The following is a 16,392-nucleotide window of genomic DNA, read 5'->3' as shown; positions in this document are numbered from 1 at the left end:
GAGAGAGATTCAAATTGCCTTTCTATGTATGTTAATTTTGAGTTTATGATTAATTAACCTATATTCTAAAAAAACATTTTTAAGTCATCTTTGTTAAAACAATTGAAGTTATTTAACTATACAAGTTGTCATTTGGGAAAAATAAGAAATAAATAGTTTTTGAAGACTCATCTGATTCAGACATAAATTCAATATCTGAAAAGAGTGTTTTAAAATAATTTCTTATAGATGTAGAAGCAGTAATTGGATATCCTATCTCTCTTTCCTTTATTAATTCTATAAATGTTCCCCACCTGAATGCATCTTCGCACTTGTTTAGATATTTGTACTTAGTTTGTGCTCTGCTGTGATCATACCAAGCTTTAAGCTTAGAAGACGCATCAGTTTTTTTTGGTGTCCAAAAGATGCAATGATGAAGGGCTTCTTTTTTCCAAGTTCTATTAATAAAGGTAGGAAGAGCATAATAAATCTCACTGCTGGATTTAATGAGCTCAAATTGAGTTCGTTCTTTAAGGTCCCAGTAAATTTTGTTCAAATTGTTTAAATATGGTCTTTTAAATTGTAATCCTATTAGTTGACCGCTTAAGGAAAAATATTCATCTGAAGGCCAGGTTTTTTCATCTTTAGGCGATACAGCACATATTTCTATATTCATGCCGTGTGATAAAAAATATTTTTCTATCTCACTCACTACCCACGCCTCGTATTCACGTTCAAATGGATGGCTTATATGTATATTAGTTTGCTTTCTCAAAACGATCCCTCCATGCTATGTATTTAGGTAAATATTATCATAAATTTCTAAACATTAAAATATTTTCATTTCAAGTGACTTTAAGCTATATTGGAGAAGTTTAAGATCTTCTAAGAGCAATTACTATACTTTTTTATTAGTGAAGTATGAATTTTTCTATTATAAAGAACTAAATGAAAACTTTTATTATGATGTTTCAAATTAAAAGGTCTGACCAATCTTTTCACATCCTGTTAATAAAAGAGATTTGCATAATTATATTGGAGCTTCAATGTTGGCTATATAATAGAAGTGTAATTGTATGTAGTAGATTGATCAGTACCACTAATCAATTATAATCGAATTTGGAATCAGAACGATCTTATTGGTTTCATGCCTGCTGAAGAGGCCTATCAGAGAAAATAGGAGAAATATATGTATAAGGCACTTACCTTCTTATAAAAAGACTTAAAATGGTAGGTGCTTTCTATTTTAATTTGTAATTCAGTTCGCTAATCATAAATTTACTAAGTTGAACACTAGTAACTATATAATGTAATAAAAATGTAAAATAACTGTTTATTTGCAGTATGTTATGTGGTAATATTTTATTATAAAGGAGGGTTCGACATGAAATGTTATAAGCATAATGGTTTAGATGCGGTTTCGACGTGTAATTCCTGTAGTAAAGCTATGTGCAATGAGTGTACTAATTACTTCGATACACCAGTTTGTATTGATTGTAATTTAAATCTTGTTAGCGAAGAACGTACTAACTATTTTAAGAATTTAGCATTAATGGGACTATTGTTTGTTGTCGGCATAATGTTTGCTCAAACAGAAAATACTGGTTTATTTTTAACACTTTTCACTGCTTATATGTTTGCAGGAATTCCATGGGGATGGAGTGTTCTATCTAACATAACACCCAATGTTTTCTTGTTCCTACCAATCGTTGGATGGGTTATTTATTTTGTGTTAAAAGTCATGATTTCATCCTTTGTAGGTGTTTTCATCACTCCATTTAAAGTTATGCAAGCTGTAAAGGGGATCAAGGAAACAAAGAGTTTAGAAGGCTATATTAGTGACTTAAAAGCATCTTAAGAATTATTATTGACTAACATATTCTATTACTAATTATTCCATTTCTGTGGTGGGATCTACATAGAAATCTTGAACAATGGTTTGTTATTCATAATCAATAAGTCGGAATCATTATAAGTAGCTTAGTATATTTTGAAAATTAATTCATATGCTAAGCTATTTTTATATATAGGGATATAGTGGTTATACTCCGTTCGGTTTAATAGGACTTTTCGTCTTTCCCTGTAGATATAATCTAGTCTAATGTCGATGGATTATTTGAATAATGTAACTAAATAAGCTTAATATGGAATAATGTTGATGGATATAATAAGTATGAATTTAGTGAAACTAGAGAAGTGGTTAAAGATGTTGATAGAGGAATATCTAGTATGAATAGAAAACTCTTAATGTTAGGAGCGATTGAATGGATTTCCAGTATGGATCGGATTCCCTTGATATACAAAACCCTTTTAAGAAAGAAGGATTATACTACATAATTAGTGGGATTATAATTGCAATCATAGGGATTTTATCAGTTTTAACTTTACGATCACAAGTTCTAGAAAACGGGACCATTTCCGGTTGGATAAGTGTAGGTGTAAGTTTATTTATTCTAGCATTAGGTATTCAATTTTTAACAAAAGGATTTATTAGGTTGTCGAGATTCTATGTAGGTAGAGGTGTTCCGACAAGTCTGTCTGATAATAAAACTAAAAGTGAAAAGAACACTGTAGAACCTAATGCATATTATTCATCGAATGCCCTTGAGCAAATGTTAATGGGAAGAAAGAATACGACGTTTGATGAACCGACTATTTTATTTGAAAGAGCCATGTATAGTATATTGCCGAATTTGCTCTTTTTACCACATTCGATGAGAAACTATATCTACATATTGGTTAGAAACACATCACTTTCATTGATTGGATTAATGGTTTTCTTGATTGCATATCTTTCAGGTAGTATAGGTTTAACTAATTTAACACAAGAAACTTTGCTTGGTTGGTTAGGAGTCTCCCTTAGCTTGTTATTAATTTTAATTTGGTTTTTTAATCCCCTAAGTTTGTCTAAAGTAAACGAGAAAACCCTATTAAAAGGTACAAATACTAAAATAGCACTAATAATTGTTCTTGCTATTTTGGTCCCGGTGTTGCTTGAATTAGGTATAAGAGAGGGAGTATCAATTCCAACGATCCCATTTAATCCTAGTTTGTTCTTAATTGTATCCTATTTATTAATTGGTGTAGTTTTCACTGTGGGCATAATTCTAGCAAAGCAAAGATCTGAACTATCAAATCCGAATACTGAAGTATCAGAGTCAAGAGATCACTGGCAAGAAAACGTACATCCAAAAGATTTCTTTAGGGCATTGGATATGGAGATGGCAGATCTTAGGTATAAAGAGATTCCCAATCGGGTCTATCGTGAACTCAATCCTAACTTAAATATGGAAGGAAGTATGGACAAAGGAAGCTTTGAGGGTGACACCATACAAGAGACGCAACCAATATTTGAACCGTTCACTTATAATGAGTCACTACAAACATCTAGGTTTATTGCATCTATCCTAGGACACGTTTTTGTAATCGTTTCAGCGTTGTTATTTTTTATGTTAAGTCATAATAGAGAACTGACAGATTTTATGAGTATTTTTAATAGTTTTTCATACCCATTAATTTTACTACTATTCGGAATGAACTTATTAACTATTGCCCATTTGTTCTGGGGTGAGATGCTATTTAAGAGTAATTTAATTCAATTTCATGGAGAAGGTACTTACACAGAGTCAAAACTTTCAGTCGGGATGTCGATTACAGACTCGACTAGAAGTGAAAATACAGTTGTAAGAACATCTTATTCTTCTTGGTTCCTTGTATCAGAATTAATTACGACGATTCAAGCTAGGCCAGGGGCAAATACATTGAATCGTGCTAGATATATTATGACGATTAATCGCTCTGATGATTTATTACAACATTTAGTGAATAGAATTAAAGGCTTTCTGGACGAACGTGAGATGGTTGCCACAACGAATTCAGAATTAGATGATGAAGCAATGAGTAAAATTTATTCTTTAAATGATAGGGGTTCTAAACAATTTGAAGAGTTAACTGAAGAGCAAAAACACCTTTCATATGGAAATCGGCGAAAAGAAGAAATAGAGTAATTTCCTAAAGTCTCTGGTATAATCCAGAGACTTTATTTTGGAATGCGAATAGCTCAATAAAAAGGGTGTGGTCATTAATGAGTTTTTGTAAAAAGTGTGGTAATCCAGTTAATGAGGAGAAGTTTTGCAAGCATTGTAGACATAACTTAGTGGAAGAACAAGCAACACCATCGGCCGCAAATAGTCAACCTACATATGAATTTATAGAAAAAGTAAAAGAACATAAGAAGCCATTAAGTATTGGTGGAGCGATATTGGCTGTATTAATTATTACGTTTGCTATAATAGGTCAATTTTTCTCTCCAGATCGAACTGTTAATCAATTTGATGAGGCGCTTCAAAAAGGGGGTGCAGAACGTGTAGCTGAGTTAATGTCTTTTAGTACTGATCAAGAAGTGGCCACAGAAGATGCTAAAGGGTTTGTGAAGTATCTGAATGATAACCCAGATGATTATCAAGATTTACATAGTAGTTTACAAGACCAAGTAACCGTTTTGAATGGAGGGGAAGATGTGCCTAGTAATTTTGAGGAGGCGGCTTAGCCTTTCTTTTCTGGTATTACTGAATCGTATGTGACGTTGGAACAAGACGGGGAATTTTTGTTTTATGATCAATATCAATTAGTTGTTGAACCTGTCTATCTTGAATTAGGTTCGAATGTCGATAACACAACAGACGGTATTTCTCTAGAAAGCGATCAACAAGGATTGGTTGATCGTTTGTACGAAGATGATATTACTCAAGAAGTGGTAGATGTAACGGTTGAATAAATTACAGAAATTAACAGTGGTCAGTATGAGGTTGATACAGAAGAACCATGGTGAGTATTATTTGAGTGAAATTGAATAAGTTGGATTGGGTGAGTAAATAGTTAAGTGAGTTGTTGGTTGGACCAGCGGCTTTTATTTTGATTAACTTTGTTCGAATGAATGTAATTAAAGGAATGAAGTGTGTGTTTCCTTTATAAAGTTGATAAAATAGAATTATCTGAAGGAGGCGGTAATAATGGACGTGAAAACACAAGCTGCACTTAAAGCAATTGAGTATGTTGAAGATGGAATGGTTTTAGGGTTAGGCTCTGGCTCGACGATTAATATTCTACTTGAAAAGTTGGGAGATCGAGTTCAAGAGGGATTGAAAATTAAAGGTGTATCATCTTCAGTCAAAACAGAAAACTTGGCGCGAGAGTATGGTATTGAAATCACGGATTTTTCAGAGGTATCCAAGTTAGATTTAGCTATTGATGGGGCAGATGAAGTAGATCCTGATTTTCAGCTGTTAAAAGGAGGCGGTGGTTCTTTATTGCGAGAGAAAATTGTGGATATCGCTGCTGATCGGTTTATTGTGGTGGCAGATGAGTCGAAACAAGTGGAACAGTTAGGAGCTTTCCCGTTGCCAGTGGAAGTCGTGCCGTTTGGCTGGGAGCAGACGCAGGATCGGATTAAAGCGTTTGGTTGTGAAGCAGTGTTGCGGGAGTCGGTTGGTAAGCCTTTTGTGACGGATAATGGGCTTTATATTTTGGATTGTCATTTTGGGGAAATTGATCGTCCTGAGTGGTTGCATAATCAATTGAAATCATTAGTTGGTGTTGTCGAAACAGGACTATTTCTAGATATGACGGACTTGGTAATTATCGGTCATGATGATGGAGCTGATGTGTTGGATTAGCCGTCATTTTAGTGTTGGTGAGTGAGTCGCGTTGAAAATTTAGCCGCATCATGTTGCAATTAAAAGAGGTTTATTTTAATAATCAGCGTGGGAAAGGGGCGGTGCTTTGAAAAGAATTAGTTTAGATATTGGGATTTTGTTGACTGGCTCGATTATTTTCGCGTTAGGCATTAACTATTTCGCGATTCCGAACACATTGTCAGAAGGTGGCGTCATCGGGATCACCGTTGTTCTTTACTATTTATTCGATTGGTCGCCTGGTGTGATGAACTTTATTCTGAATATGAGTTTGGTCGCGATTGGTTATAAATTCTTCTCGTTGAAAACGACGATTTATACACTGCTCACGATCGTATTTATGTCCGTTGCGCTTGAAGTGACTTATCCGTTTGGCCGTGTGTTAGGCGATACGTTATTAGCAGCGCTGTTTTCCGGCTTGCTTGTCGGCGTCGGTCTGGGGGTCATTTTCAGAGCAGGCGGAACTTCAGGCGGTGCGACAACTTTAGCACGCTTGCTCAATCAGTTGCTTGGCTGGAGCGTTGGCAAGGCGATGCTGGTCATTGATATTACGGTTGTCGCAGCATCATCCTTCGTCATCGGCATGGAAAAAGCGATGTACACGTTGATTGCAGTGTATGTTGGAGCAAAGATTATCGATAAAATTGTCGAAGGTGCAGATGAGCGCACGGCAGTCATGATTATCTCGAAAAATTCAGATGAACTACTTGATGACTTGATGGGTCGACTAGGACGAGGCGTGACCATCTTAAACGGAAAAGGCGGCTTCGTTCGTGATGACCGCGATATTTTATATGTCGTGATCAACAAACGTGAAATCGTGCAGTTGCGTCGGATTATTGAAAAAATCGATGAAGATGCATATGTCACTACGAGCAATGTGCAGGAAATATTTAAGCGCGGTTATAAAGAGGGTCGGCCGGAGAGCTTGTTGTAGGGTTTGTTTGAGTTGATTGAGAGCGGTCGCCGATATAATTGATATTACGGTGCTCGCCGTTATATATCAGCGCTTGCCGATAAAATTGTAATCGCGCCGATATATTTCAGGTGGCGTCGATAAAAATGGTGAGTCGTCGATATAATTTTTATTTCGCTGATATGGGATATTTAACGGCGATCAAGTTTGGTAGAGCGCTGATATAATAGAAATATCGGTGAACCAAATTGATCGAAGGGCACAATCATAATGGAAATGGCTCTATTAATTTCAATGTTACACATACGAAATGATCTAAATCATCAAATACTATCATGAATAAAGCTGGCTGAAGCCAGCTTTTAATATATTTAATATAAAATTCCTTTCGTTCAGCATTTCTTTTAGGAAAATGTTACCATAAAAGAAGGGTTATCATGATAAGAAACGAATTTTACCAAAGAGGTGATTCATAATGAAATTCGGTATTATTAGTACGGCAAATATTGCTCAAAAGGCTTTGATTCCAGCGATGAAGCGGGCCGAAAACGCAGAGGTCGTCGCGATTGCGAGTGGGTCAGATCAAGCAGAAGAAGTAGCGGCAGAGCTCGATATTCCAAAAGCGTACTCACGTTATGAAGATGTGCTAGAAAACTCAGAAGTTGATGCGGTTTATATTCCGCTTCCGAATCATTTACATAAGGAATGGGTTTTTAAAGCAGCTGAAGCTGGGAAGCATATTTTGTGTGAAAAGCCAGCTGGGTTAAACGCACAAGAGATGATTGAAATGGAAGAGGTCTGCCAAAAGTATGGCGTGACGTTTATGGAAGCGTTTATGTATCAGTTTCACAAGCAGCATGACCGCGTGAAAGAATTGATTCAGGATGGTGAAATTGGTGATGTAACGTTAATGCGCGCTAGCTTTTCGTTTCCGCTTCGCAATCCAGAAGGCAATATTCGTGTAGATGCGTCGAAAGGTGGCGGCAGTCTATATGATGTCGGCAGTTATTGCTTACATACGTTTCATAATATTTTAGATGAAAAAGTCGCGAACGTGTTTGTGCAAGGTGACGTGAGTTCGCAGTTTCATGTCGATATGTCGGCTCGAGGGCTAGTGAATATGGAAAATGGTGTGCCAGCTATGTTTGATTGTGGCTTTGAGACGGAAATGCATCATGAATATGAAGTGGTTGGTACACATGGTTCGATTAAAGTTCCGCGGGCTTATCGTCCAGATGCATTTGGTCATGAAGGGCATGTCATCGTTGAAAAAGGTGGCGTAACGCGTGATGAGCGAGTCATGAGTGATCAATACAAAGAAGAGGTTGAGCATTTTGTGGAGGCTGTGACAGAGGGTAAGTCGCCGCGTAATACGTATGAACGGTCGAAGCATATGATGGCAGTCATTGATGCTTGTTATGAGTCGATGAACAGTCAGAAAGTGGTTGAAGTGGATCAGTAACTGAATCGTTTGAGGAGGATGACATTGAAACCATTATATAAATGGCTGATTGGGATCGTGATCGTTTTAGGAATTAGCACAGGAGTGTTTTTCGAGACGGATCTTTTTATTGATCAATATTTTGGTGGAGACGATTCAGAAGGTCAAGTTAATAATGAGAAGCAAGTTGGTGAATTATCGGAAGAAAAATTTGAGAAAAGCGAGAATCCGTCTGAACTGAATCCGTTTGGTGATGAGATTGATCAGGCGCAATTAACGGATCATGATGTTCAAGTTTATATCCATAAGATGTCCCATCAGAAAGTTGAAGCGAGTGAGAAATGGGGATTTTACCTGATTACGGATGAACGGATTGAATGGTTACAAAGTGGTGTGGAGGCTGCGAGCGAGAATCTCGAACATTCGGACACGTATCAATCTATTTTGAATGCCTGGGCTGAAGGTGACTTTTCTCAAGCTAATGACCACCATAATACAGTGTGGGAGCTTCAAGATGGTACAGTCGGTTATGCGAGAGACGTCCTCACATCCGAAGAAGAGGAAGCGTATATTAATAAAGCGGAATGATTGAAGGTTGCTGATATAAAGAAAATTTCGGTGACCTTAATCCGAGATGCAAGCTTATAATCTAATCGCGCTGATAAAAATCAATCCCGTCAGTTTATCGATCAACTCAATACTCCTCTACATAAAGAAAAGGAAGCACTCATCGCGAGTGCTTCCTTTTACATTTTAATCGCAATATCTTTCGTCAATCGTCGGTTAATCCAAGCAAATAATAGAATTAATCCGACTGCAATAGCTGTGACGATCGGTAAGGGAAGGTCACTAGGTTCAGAGGCTAACCCAAAGAAGACATATTTTTCATCGTCCCATAAAGCTTCTGTCATCATCCCGCCGTAAATGACGACGCCGATAAAGACGAGGCCGATCATCCAATTATAACGATAAAAGCCAATCGTGATAAACCAACCGAACATAAAGTGGATCATGAGCGTTAAGATGTATTCTAAGCTGATCATGGCAGTACTTCCAAGTGATAAAGTAGCAACATCAATGGTTAGTGGTACCCACGGAATGATGAGCATTTCGACTAAATTTAATAGAATGAAAGCGATGGGTAACGTCAAAGCTAAACCAATACCCGACATCAATGTTCCGAAAAAGTACTCCCATCTGGTAATACCGTTTTGGCCGAAATAAGATAGGAAGACGAAAACGGACATCAGCCCGATCACGAGCATAAATACCGTTGATGCTTCAGCCATGAATTCCAATAATGTCATTTCAGCGACTTCATTTAGTTGATCATCCACTTGATCTGCGACTACAAGTAATACACCACGCACGAGGACGCCGCCAATGATGATAAACCACAGCGCCCACTTCAGTTGTTCGACATATTGACCGCCTGCGACCATCCATTTTCTATCGGTTGTTTGCATGACTGTCCACCTCTTTCGTTAAATGTATAAATAGATCTTGTAATGCTGGTTGTTGCGTTTCAAGGCCAATTTCACGTGCCTTTTGTTGTAATGACTCGGCTTGTTCCGTTAAGACTAAAGCTGATTTTGTTCGGCCGAGTGTTTCTTCATTAAGTACTTGATAGTTCGCCGTGAAATCATCAACCTGTTCTGCAGCACCAGTAATTTGAACGGCTTTGGACATTAATGATTCATAGTCATCCGCTAGTAACACTTCGCCGTTTTGAATCATCACGACTTCATCGAATAAATGATCCATTTCTGAGACGAGATGCGTGGATAAAATGAAAATTCTCGGATGTTCCGTTTGTTCGTTTAAAATTTCACGATAAAATAAATCGCGTGTTGGGGCGTCCATCCCTAAATAAGACTCATCAAAAATCGTAATCGGGCAACGGCTTGCTAAGCCAACTGTCACGTTAAAGGCTGATTGCATCCCGGTTGATAGTTTTTGAAGCGGTTTTTTTAGTGGTAGGTTAAATCGATTAACGAGCTCCATTGCGTAATCATAATCAAAATTCGGTCGGAAAAATGACATATCATTTAATAAACTTTCAACTTTTTCTGTTTCTTCTTTGTAATCCTTATCATAGGAGAAACAAATTTGTTGCATCGCATTTGGATTTTCAAAAATCGTTTCATTATTTAATTTGATATGGCCACTTGAAACAGGGCGGAAAGCAGCTAATAACGATAATAATGATGTTTTCCCAGCACCATTTCGTCCTAAAAGTCCATATATTTTGCCATCTTCAAGCGTAAGGTTAATATTTTTTAAAATCGAGTCGTTCTTAATCTCGAGTGATACATCGTCAAACTGAATATGGTTAGACATTATTGTCCCCTCCTCTTTGTGTCCTGAATGATTTGCGTCAGTTCTTCTTCTGACATGTTTAATTTCTCAGCTTCTGCTAATAAATCGCGGACGTAGCGCTCAATGAATGATGCCTTGCGCTGCTCGATTAATTTGGCTTTGGCACCTTCTGCAACAAACATCCCAACACCTCGCTTTTTGTATAAAATGCCTTCTTCGACTAACTGATTAATACCTTTAGAGACGGTTAAATGATTGACTTTATAAAAATTGACTAACTGATTCGTTGAAGGGGCTTGCTCGCCTTCAGGTAATTGATCGTTTAATATTTGGTCTTCGATGATTTCGCGGATCTGTTGAAAAATCGGACGATCATCTCGAAAGGATCCCGTCATTTGGCTGTCACCACCTTTATTTTTGTGCGGTTGGGTTATGGTTATATAGTTATGTATATAAGTGTATGTGGTGGATTTGGAAATTGCAAGTACTTTTGATTAAAAGCTTGCAGAATAAAGCGTTTTTTAAATAAAAGCCCCACTTACTTACCAGCAAGTGAAGGATAACCAAATAATTTTCAGTCTAGTGATTCGATAATTTGGGGACGCATGATTAGAGCAAGAGCTTGTGCATGAGTTGCTGTAAAAAAGAAACGTTTATTTAATATATAGTTTAGTGTAATATTATAGTAATTAAGAATTATTAAGGTGGAATGAAAATGCTGGAATGGATTGTTTTAGCTAGTACAGTAGGGGCGGGAGGATATGGAGTATGGCGCTGGCGGTTAGTAAAAGATTACCGTTCTCAGGTTAGGGAATTTTTACCGTCTGACAAGCTTCAATTAAACACATATGAAGAAACAAGCGACACACAAAGTCAAAATGACCAATTTCATTTGATGAAAGGGTGGAAAAGCGCGGCTGCTGCAGGTGCGATTGGTCAAATGCCTGCTCTGTATTACTTGAACGAAATCGACCCTGCTGTTATGGATGCAATGGATTTTGCTTTTTCAAAAGATTTATCGAATTTTAATGACATGACAGATTACATAGATGAGAAATACTTGGAGGCATTAGGGACTGAAAGCGCGGAAGGTTGGATGACACGTTTTGAAGGTTATGTAATGGAAATGAAGTCTGCTGATGCGTTAGAACAAATGGGATATGATGTTCAAGTTCCAAGTAATGCGAATAATGAGGGCTGGGATCTATTAGTTGACGGGGAACCTTGGCAAATTAAAGGCGGTGAATCGCCATCTGTAATTGCAGAACATTTCGAGCAGTACCCTGATATTCCAGTTTTAACGGACTCGACCATGGGCGAACATTTTACAGCAAATGAAGAAGTAATGTCCTTAATTGAATTAGACCCTGCAGTTATTCAAGAGATGGCCCATGATAGTCTATGGAGTATAGGTGAACTAGATTCGGTTGATGTAATGGGAGGAGGCATCCCACTTGTCAGTTTAGTTATGTCTTCTGCGCGTGAAGTTAAGCTACATATTCAAGATAAAACAGATGTTGGGTCGTCTATGAAAAATGTTGGATTGGATACAGCTGGAGTTGGTGCTGGAGGTTTTGCTGGTGCTCAAACAGGCGCTTTTGTAGGTGCATTTGGTGGGCCACCAGGAGTAGCGGCAGGAGGGTTAATTGGAGGGATTGCTGGAGCTATCGGTGGCAAAATGGGTACGAATACATTTAAAGAAAGAGCGATGAAACAAGCGTATGCAGAGTATGAACGTCGAGCATCAGAAAGTCATCATTTAATCGAACAAGCACAACAGAGTGAGCATGTAAAATTAAGGCATATGGTTCAGGAAGTCAATCAGGATTTGAATCAGGCAAGGAATACGTTAGAAAAGACTTATCGTCAACAATTTAATCATCAAATGAAAAATATATCTCAAACACAGCGTGATTTTTTATTGGATATTCCAAACGTCTTACAATCCATTCGTCATGAACTAAAAGATGTTGACCAGCATATTCGTAATAAATACAAACCGACTTCAAAATTAAGGGTGTTAATAGCACCAACGTATGATGACATTGCTTACGAAACAGTTCAACAATGGTTAAAAGAACGCTATGATATTATTGATGAAGCGTTACATCAATTTGGTAAAATAGGGGTCAATGGTTTGTCGGATGAGGAGTTAAGAGAAGCTTATACTGAAGCTGTGAGATTTTTTCAAACGTATGATGTCGAGTCGTACCAATTGGAAAATCAATTGAAGAGATTAGTCAATGAAGCTGAGCATATTAATCAAACAGGTGATGCGATGAAAAAAGATTTTTACTTACATTTAATTAAGGCAGAGGAAGCAATTCGTCAATATACAAGATTATCATTTCAGTTTTTAGCGGAAAGCTCAGTTGATATCAGGGACTGGGTAAAAGAAGCTGAAGAAAACTATTTTTATGAACGAGGGAAGTTAGGAAAGTAAAAAGTCAGGTATTGGGGCGTCCGGTGCTCCATGCCTGACTTTTTTACACCCTACAAAGATTGTCAGACAAAGTCGTCACATTGTTAGATAATATCCAGAGATTGTTAGACAATCATCAGGGATTATCTGACAATCTCACGAAAGTGTCTAATAATCTAAGACAACTGGTGAAATGTATGTTTTAGTTGGTCGTATAAATTTTTGTAAATAGAAAACATGTGCTGGTACTTATCATGATTAACGCTGTTTGGTTCAATTTCACGACTCATGGGTACGGAATCTTTTATGTCTTTCAATTGATAATTTTCGATGCTACACAGCACTAACCATGCGGCACCCCAAGCGGAGCTCTGGTGGCTGCTAGGGAGTTTAACGGGTTTACCGAATGTGTCAGCTAGCATTTGTAGCCAGAGACTGGATCTTGCAAAGCCACCGCTTGCGTAAATGATGTCGTGTTGGTTACCTAAGCGCTCTAGGGCATGCCCGATATGATAGGTTGAGTAAATGACGCCTTCCATGCTCGCGCGTACCATATGTTCTTTACCGTGTGACGATGTTAGGCCGATGAAGCTACCTTTGGCTTTGCCGTCCCAAAATGGCGCGCGTTCACCGTTTAAATAGGGCAGCATAATTAAATTCTCAGACCCTGGTTCAATAGAGAAAGCTAGATTGTTTAATTCATCCATTGAATAATGGTAGTGGTTGCTGGAGATCAAGTCTTGCACCCACTTCATCACAATGCCACCGTTATTCGTTGGGCCGCCTGTGATCCACATATCATCAGTAAAGCTATATGAAAAAATCTCTTGTTGATCGTCAAGCAAGGGCTCATTTGAAAATTGACGGATCGCACCACTTGTGCCAATCGTGATTGCAGTTTCCCCAGGGTTGATCGCTCCAATACCTAAATTGGCAAGTGGACCGTCACTGCCACCAATCACAACAGGTGTCGAAGGTGATATGCCCATCTTTTCAGCTAAGACCGGATCTATATTCGTTAATATCGTTTCAGGTGGTTTCGGTTCGAATAGTTGCTCCCGCTCAATCCCTGCTGCATTTAAAGCTTGGTCATCCCACTTTAACTGATGGATATTAAACAACCCTGTCGCTGAGGCCATGGAATAATCGACGACTTTTTCACCGAACCAGCGATAGAGTAAGTACTCTTTGATTGATACAAAATAGCTTGCTTGATTAAACTCTGTTACCTGGTGTTTGTTCATCCACACGAGTTTTGACAATAGGCTCATTGGGTGAAGCGGGGTGCCTGTGGCCAAATAGATTGATGAATCTAAATTCTCAGCTTCATTAGCACTACGCGTATCAGCCCAAATGATTGCATTAGATAGTGCTTCGCCTTTATGGTCCATACAAATTAACGAATGCATTGCTGTCGATAAGCCGATGCCAACTAATTGATAACGTTTCGTACCAGCCATGACATATCGAACTGCTTCAATTGTCGCATGTTCAACTTGTAGAGGATCCTGCTCAGCCCAACCATTTTTCGGTTGCAAAATGGGATAAGGTACTTCATGTTCTGATACGACAGATCCATTTAAATCAAATAGAACGGCCTTTGCACTCGTCGTTCCTATATCTAATCCTAAAACAGTGTTCATTGTAAACATCCTTTATAACCGTTTTTTCGAAATAACACGTCTCATTTCATCGACAGCATGCTTCGCGTCATTAAGATTTTGCATATGGTAATTGACGTGTAGTGCGTCGATAATGCTTAATTCAGCAATACGCGATGATAAGGCTTCGGTACGATATTCGGTTTCGTTGGATAACGTATAAAGTGCCACGTCAACTGCTTTAGAAAGAGGCGACTTAGCATAGTTCGTAATGGCCACAGTAAAGGCGCCTTTTTCTTTAGCTACCTCTAATGCATCTAAAATATCGATATTAGATCCTGAGTGTGAAATGAAAAATGTGATGCTATTCTCATCTAATTGGGCTGCAGACATTAGTTGCATATGAGAATCTGTATAAGCGTGGGCATGGATGCCTAGACGGATAAATTTATGCTGTGCATCTTGGGCAACAACACCTGAGCCACCACTACCGTAGAAATAAACATTCTTATAGGTCGATAACTTATCGACAACGGTTTTGATTGCTTCTTCATTTTGGATTTCCCGCGTTCTTTCCATCGCTCGAATATTCGATTGAAAGACTTTGCTTGTCACTTCAATCGGTGAGTCATCTTCATTAATTTCTTCGTGCACGTCTTCAATCGTTTCGACGACTTCCGAGGCTAAAGCTATTTTCATCGCTTGGAACCCTTTAAAGCCTAATCGTTTACAAAAACGAAAGACCGTTGCTTCTGCGATATCTAAATCTTCAGCGACTTGGTTAATTGTCTTATGAATAATCAATTGTGGATTTTCTAAAATATATTTCGCAATTCTTTGTTCTTTTTCGCTGTATAGTGTCAGCGATCCTCTAATCAAGTTTAATACTTGTTGGGCTTCTGTCATAACGTCATCACTCCGATTTAATTAATCATCTATCTCTAGTGTATAAGAAAAAAATTTCAAACTAAAGTAATTTATTCGAAAAAAATTTCATATACCTATTGTAACGAAAAAAATTTTATGTATAATCGAATTTAAGAAAAATAATTTCACTATTTTCTAAACTATTAAAAGAAAGGAGTTACCAGATGCAAATAGGAATCGTTGGTCTTGGTAAAATGGGTTATAATTTAGCACTTAATCTTATGGACCATGGACACCAAGTAATCGCAAATGATGTAAGTGAAGACCAAGTCCAAGGAATTGCTCAAGATGGTGCAACGCCAGCCTACAGCTTAGAGGAACTGGTAAGCCAACTTGAAACACCACGAACGATCTGGTTAATGGTACCTGCGGGTGAGATAACCGAACAAGTGGTTCAAGCCCTTGGTAATGTATTAGATGAGGGGGACCGCATCATAGATGGTGGTAACTCCAACTATAAAGAAAGTCTTCGTCTAAACGAACATCTGCAAGAACAGGGGATTTACTTCTTTGATTGCGGTACAAGTGGCGGAACAGATGGTGCAAGGTACGGCGCAAACTACATGATTGGTGGCGATGAAGATCAATTTCGACAAATCGAACCAATCTTTAAGGACACCGCAGTTGAAAACGGTTACTTGTACACAGGCCCTAGTGGTAGTGGGCACTTTCTAAAGATGGTACATAATGGAATCGAATACGGGATGATGCAAGCGATTGCCGAAGGATTTGAGATCCTAGAGAAAAGCCCGTTCGATTATGATTATGAAGCTGTCTCAAAAGTATGGAATAACGGGTCTGTTATTCGCTCATGGCTAATTGAATTGATGGAAAATGCTTTCTCAAAAGATGGCGATTTAGACTCCATTCGTGGTGTGATGAATTCGTCAGGTGAAGGCAAGTGGACTGTTGAAAGTGCTATTGAATTCGAAATGGCAGCGCCGGTCATCGCAATGTCACTTATGATGCGTTACCGCTCTCAAGAAAATGACACGTTCTCAGGCAAAGTTGTTGCAGCATTACGTAACGAATTTGGTGGACATTCTGTTGTTGAAAAATAATTAACCTATAAAAAATCTATTTTAAGGAGTGTT

General features: G+C 38.1%; 16 protein-coding genes. 10 read left to right on the top strand and 6 right to left on the bottom strand.

What is annotated here, in order from left to right; translation table 11 throughout:
• Nucleotides 1–112: 112 nt before the first annotated feature.
• Nucleotides 113–754 (bottom strand): hypothetical protein, encoded by a 642-nt coding sequence (locus ACKXGF_RS12310; protein WP_411954006.1) that lies wholly within the window; start codon nucleotides 752–754, stop codon nucleotides 113–115.
• A 609-nt stretch (nucleotides 755–1,363) separates the two neighbouring features.
• On the opposite strand from ACKXGF_RS12310, the gene ACKXGF_RS12305 reads away from it, so the two are divergent.
• From ACKXGF_RS12305 to ACKXGF_RS12270, 8 genes are all read left to right on the top strand, one after another.
• Nucleotides 1,364–1,837 (top strand): hypothetical protein, encoded by a 474-nt coding sequence (locus tag ACKXGF_RS12305; protein WP_411954005.1) that lies wholly within the window; start codon nucleotides 1,364–1,366, stop codon nucleotides 1,835–1,837.
• Between the two features lie 406 nt (nucleotides 1,838–2,243).
• The gene (locus tag ACKXGF_RS12300; RefSeq protein WP_411954004.1) at nucleotides 2,244–3,986 is read left to right on the top strand and encodes a hypothetical protein; all 1,743 of its coding nucleotides are present in this window, start codon (nucleotides 2,244–2,246) and stop codon (nucleotides 3,984–3,986) included.
• 77 nt (nucleotides 3,987–4,063) lie between these two features.
• Complete coding sequence (locus ACKXGF_RS12295) at nucleotides 4,064–4,528, top strand: TcaA second domain-containing protein (protein ID WP_411954003.1); 465 nt, start codon at nucleotides 4,064–4,066, stop codon at nucleotides 4,526–4,528.
• 57 nt (nucleotides 4,529–4,585) lie between these two features.
• A complete protein-coding gene (locus tag ACKXGF_RS12290) occupies nucleotides 4,586–4,756 on the top strand; it encodes a hypothetical protein (RefSeq protein WP_411954002.1) in 171 nt (56 codons plus the stop codon).
• Between the two features lie 235 nt (nucleotides 4,757–4,991).
• The gene (gene rpiA, locus ACKXGF_RS12285) at nucleotides 4,992–5,654 is read left to right on the top strand and encodes a ribose-5-phosphate isomerase RpiA (protein ID WP_411954001.1); all 663 of its coding nucleotides are present in this window, start codon (nucleotides 4,992–4,994) and stop codon (nucleotides 5,652–5,654) included.
• 106 nt (nucleotides 5,655–5,760) lie between these two features.
• Nucleotides 5,761–6,609: a YitT family protein gene (locus ACKXGF_RS12280; protein WP_411954000.1), complete on the top strand. Its 849-nt coding sequence runs from the start codon at nucleotides 5,761–5,763 to the stop codon at nucleotides 6,607–6,609.
• 454 nt (nucleotides 6,610–7,063) lie between these two features.
• Nucleotides 7,064–8,050: a Gfo/Idh/MocA family protein gene (locus tag ACKXGF_RS12275; RefSeq protein WP_411953999.1), complete on the top strand. Its 987-nt coding sequence runs from the start codon at nucleotides 7,064–7,066 to the stop codon at nucleotides 8,048–8,050.
• A 24-nt stretch (nucleotides 8,051–8,074) separates the two neighbouring features.
• Nucleotides 8,075–8,617 carry a DUF6241 domain-containing protein gene (locus ACKXGF_RS12270; protein ID WP_411953998.1) on the top strand — a complete coding sequence of 181 codons (543 nt, stop codon included), beginning with the start codon at nucleotides 8,075–8,077 and terminating at the stop codon, nucleotides 8,615–8,617.
• Nucleotides 8,618–8,775: 158 nt separating this feature from the next.
• Here ACKXGF_RS12270 and ACKXGF_RS12265 read toward each other — a convergent pair whose 3' ends face one another.
• From ACKXGF_RS12265 to ACKXGF_RS12255, 3 genes are read right to left on the bottom strand one after another with little or no spacing between them, the layout of a single operon-like run.
• A complete protein-coding gene (locus ACKXGF_RS12265) occupies nucleotides 8,776–9,495 on the bottom strand; it encodes a hypothetical protein (RefSeq protein ID WP_411953997.1) in 720 nt (239 codons plus the stop codon).
• Nucleotides 9,479–10,369 carry an ATP-binding cassette domain-containing protein gene (locus ACKXGF_RS12260; protein WP_411953996.1) on the bottom strand — a complete coding sequence of 297 codons (891 nt, stop codon included), beginning with the start codon at nucleotides 10,367–10,369 and terminating at the stop codon, nucleotides 9,479–9,481. Before ACKXGF_RS12260 ends, ACKXGF_RS12265 begins: the two co-directional genes overlap by 17 nt.
• Nucleotides 10,369–10,743: a GntR family transcriptional regulator gene (locus ACKXGF_RS12255; protein WP_411953995.1), complete on the bottom strand. Its 375-nt coding sequence runs from the start codon at nucleotides 10,741–10,743 to the stop codon at nucleotides 10,369–10,371. Before ACKXGF_RS12255 ends, ACKXGF_RS12260 begins: the two co-directional genes overlap by 1 nt.
• Before the next feature lie 320 nt (nucleotides 10,744–11,063).
• Here ACKXGF_RS12255 and ACKXGF_RS12250 point away from each other — a divergent pair, with 320 nt between their 5' ends.
• The gene (locus ACKXGF_RS12250) at nucleotides 11,064–12,791 is read left to right on the top strand and encodes a hypothetical protein (protein ID WP_411953994.1); all 1,728 of its coding nucleotides are present in this window, start codon (nucleotides 11,064–11,066) and stop codon (nucleotides 12,789–12,791) included.
• Between the two features lie 155 nt (nucleotides 12,792–12,946).
• Here ACKXGF_RS12250 and ACKXGF_RS12245 read toward each other — a convergent pair whose 3' ends face one another.
• Complete coding sequence (locus tag ACKXGF_RS12245; RefSeq protein ID WP_411953993.1) at nucleotides 12,947–14,413, bottom strand: gluconokinase; 1,467 nt, start codon at nucleotides 14,411–14,413, stop codon at nucleotides 12,947–12,949.
• 12 nt (nucleotides 14,414–14,425) lie between these two features.
• Nucleotides 14,426–15,277, bottom strand: coding sequence for a MurR/RpiR family transcriptional regulator (locus tag ACKXGF_RS12240; RefSeq protein WP_411953992.1), 852 nt, complete (start codon nucleotides 15,275–15,277; stop codon nucleotides 14,426–14,428).
• Nucleotides 15,278–15,420: 143 nt separating this feature from the next.
• Here ACKXGF_RS12240 and gnd point away from each other — a divergent pair, with 143 nt between their 5' ends.
• Nucleotides 15,421–16,359 carry a phosphogluconate dehydrogenase (NAD(+)-dependent, decarboxylating) gene (gnd, locus tag ACKXGF_RS12235; RefSeq protein ID WP_411955589.1) on the top strand — a complete coding sequence of 313 codons (939 nt, stop codon included), beginning with the start codon at nucleotides 15,421–15,423 and terminating at the stop codon, nucleotides 16,357–16,359.
• Nucleotides 16,360–16,392 lie beyond the last annotated feature (33 nt).

This window comes from Alkalibacillus sp. S2W (genome assembly GCF_046764385.1).
Taxonomy (GTDB): domain Bacteria; phylum Bacillota; class Bacilli; order Bacillales; family Alkalibacillaceae; genus Alkalibacillus; species Alkalibacillus almallahensis.
This window is presented reverse-complemented; position numbering and strand designations above follow the sequence as displayed.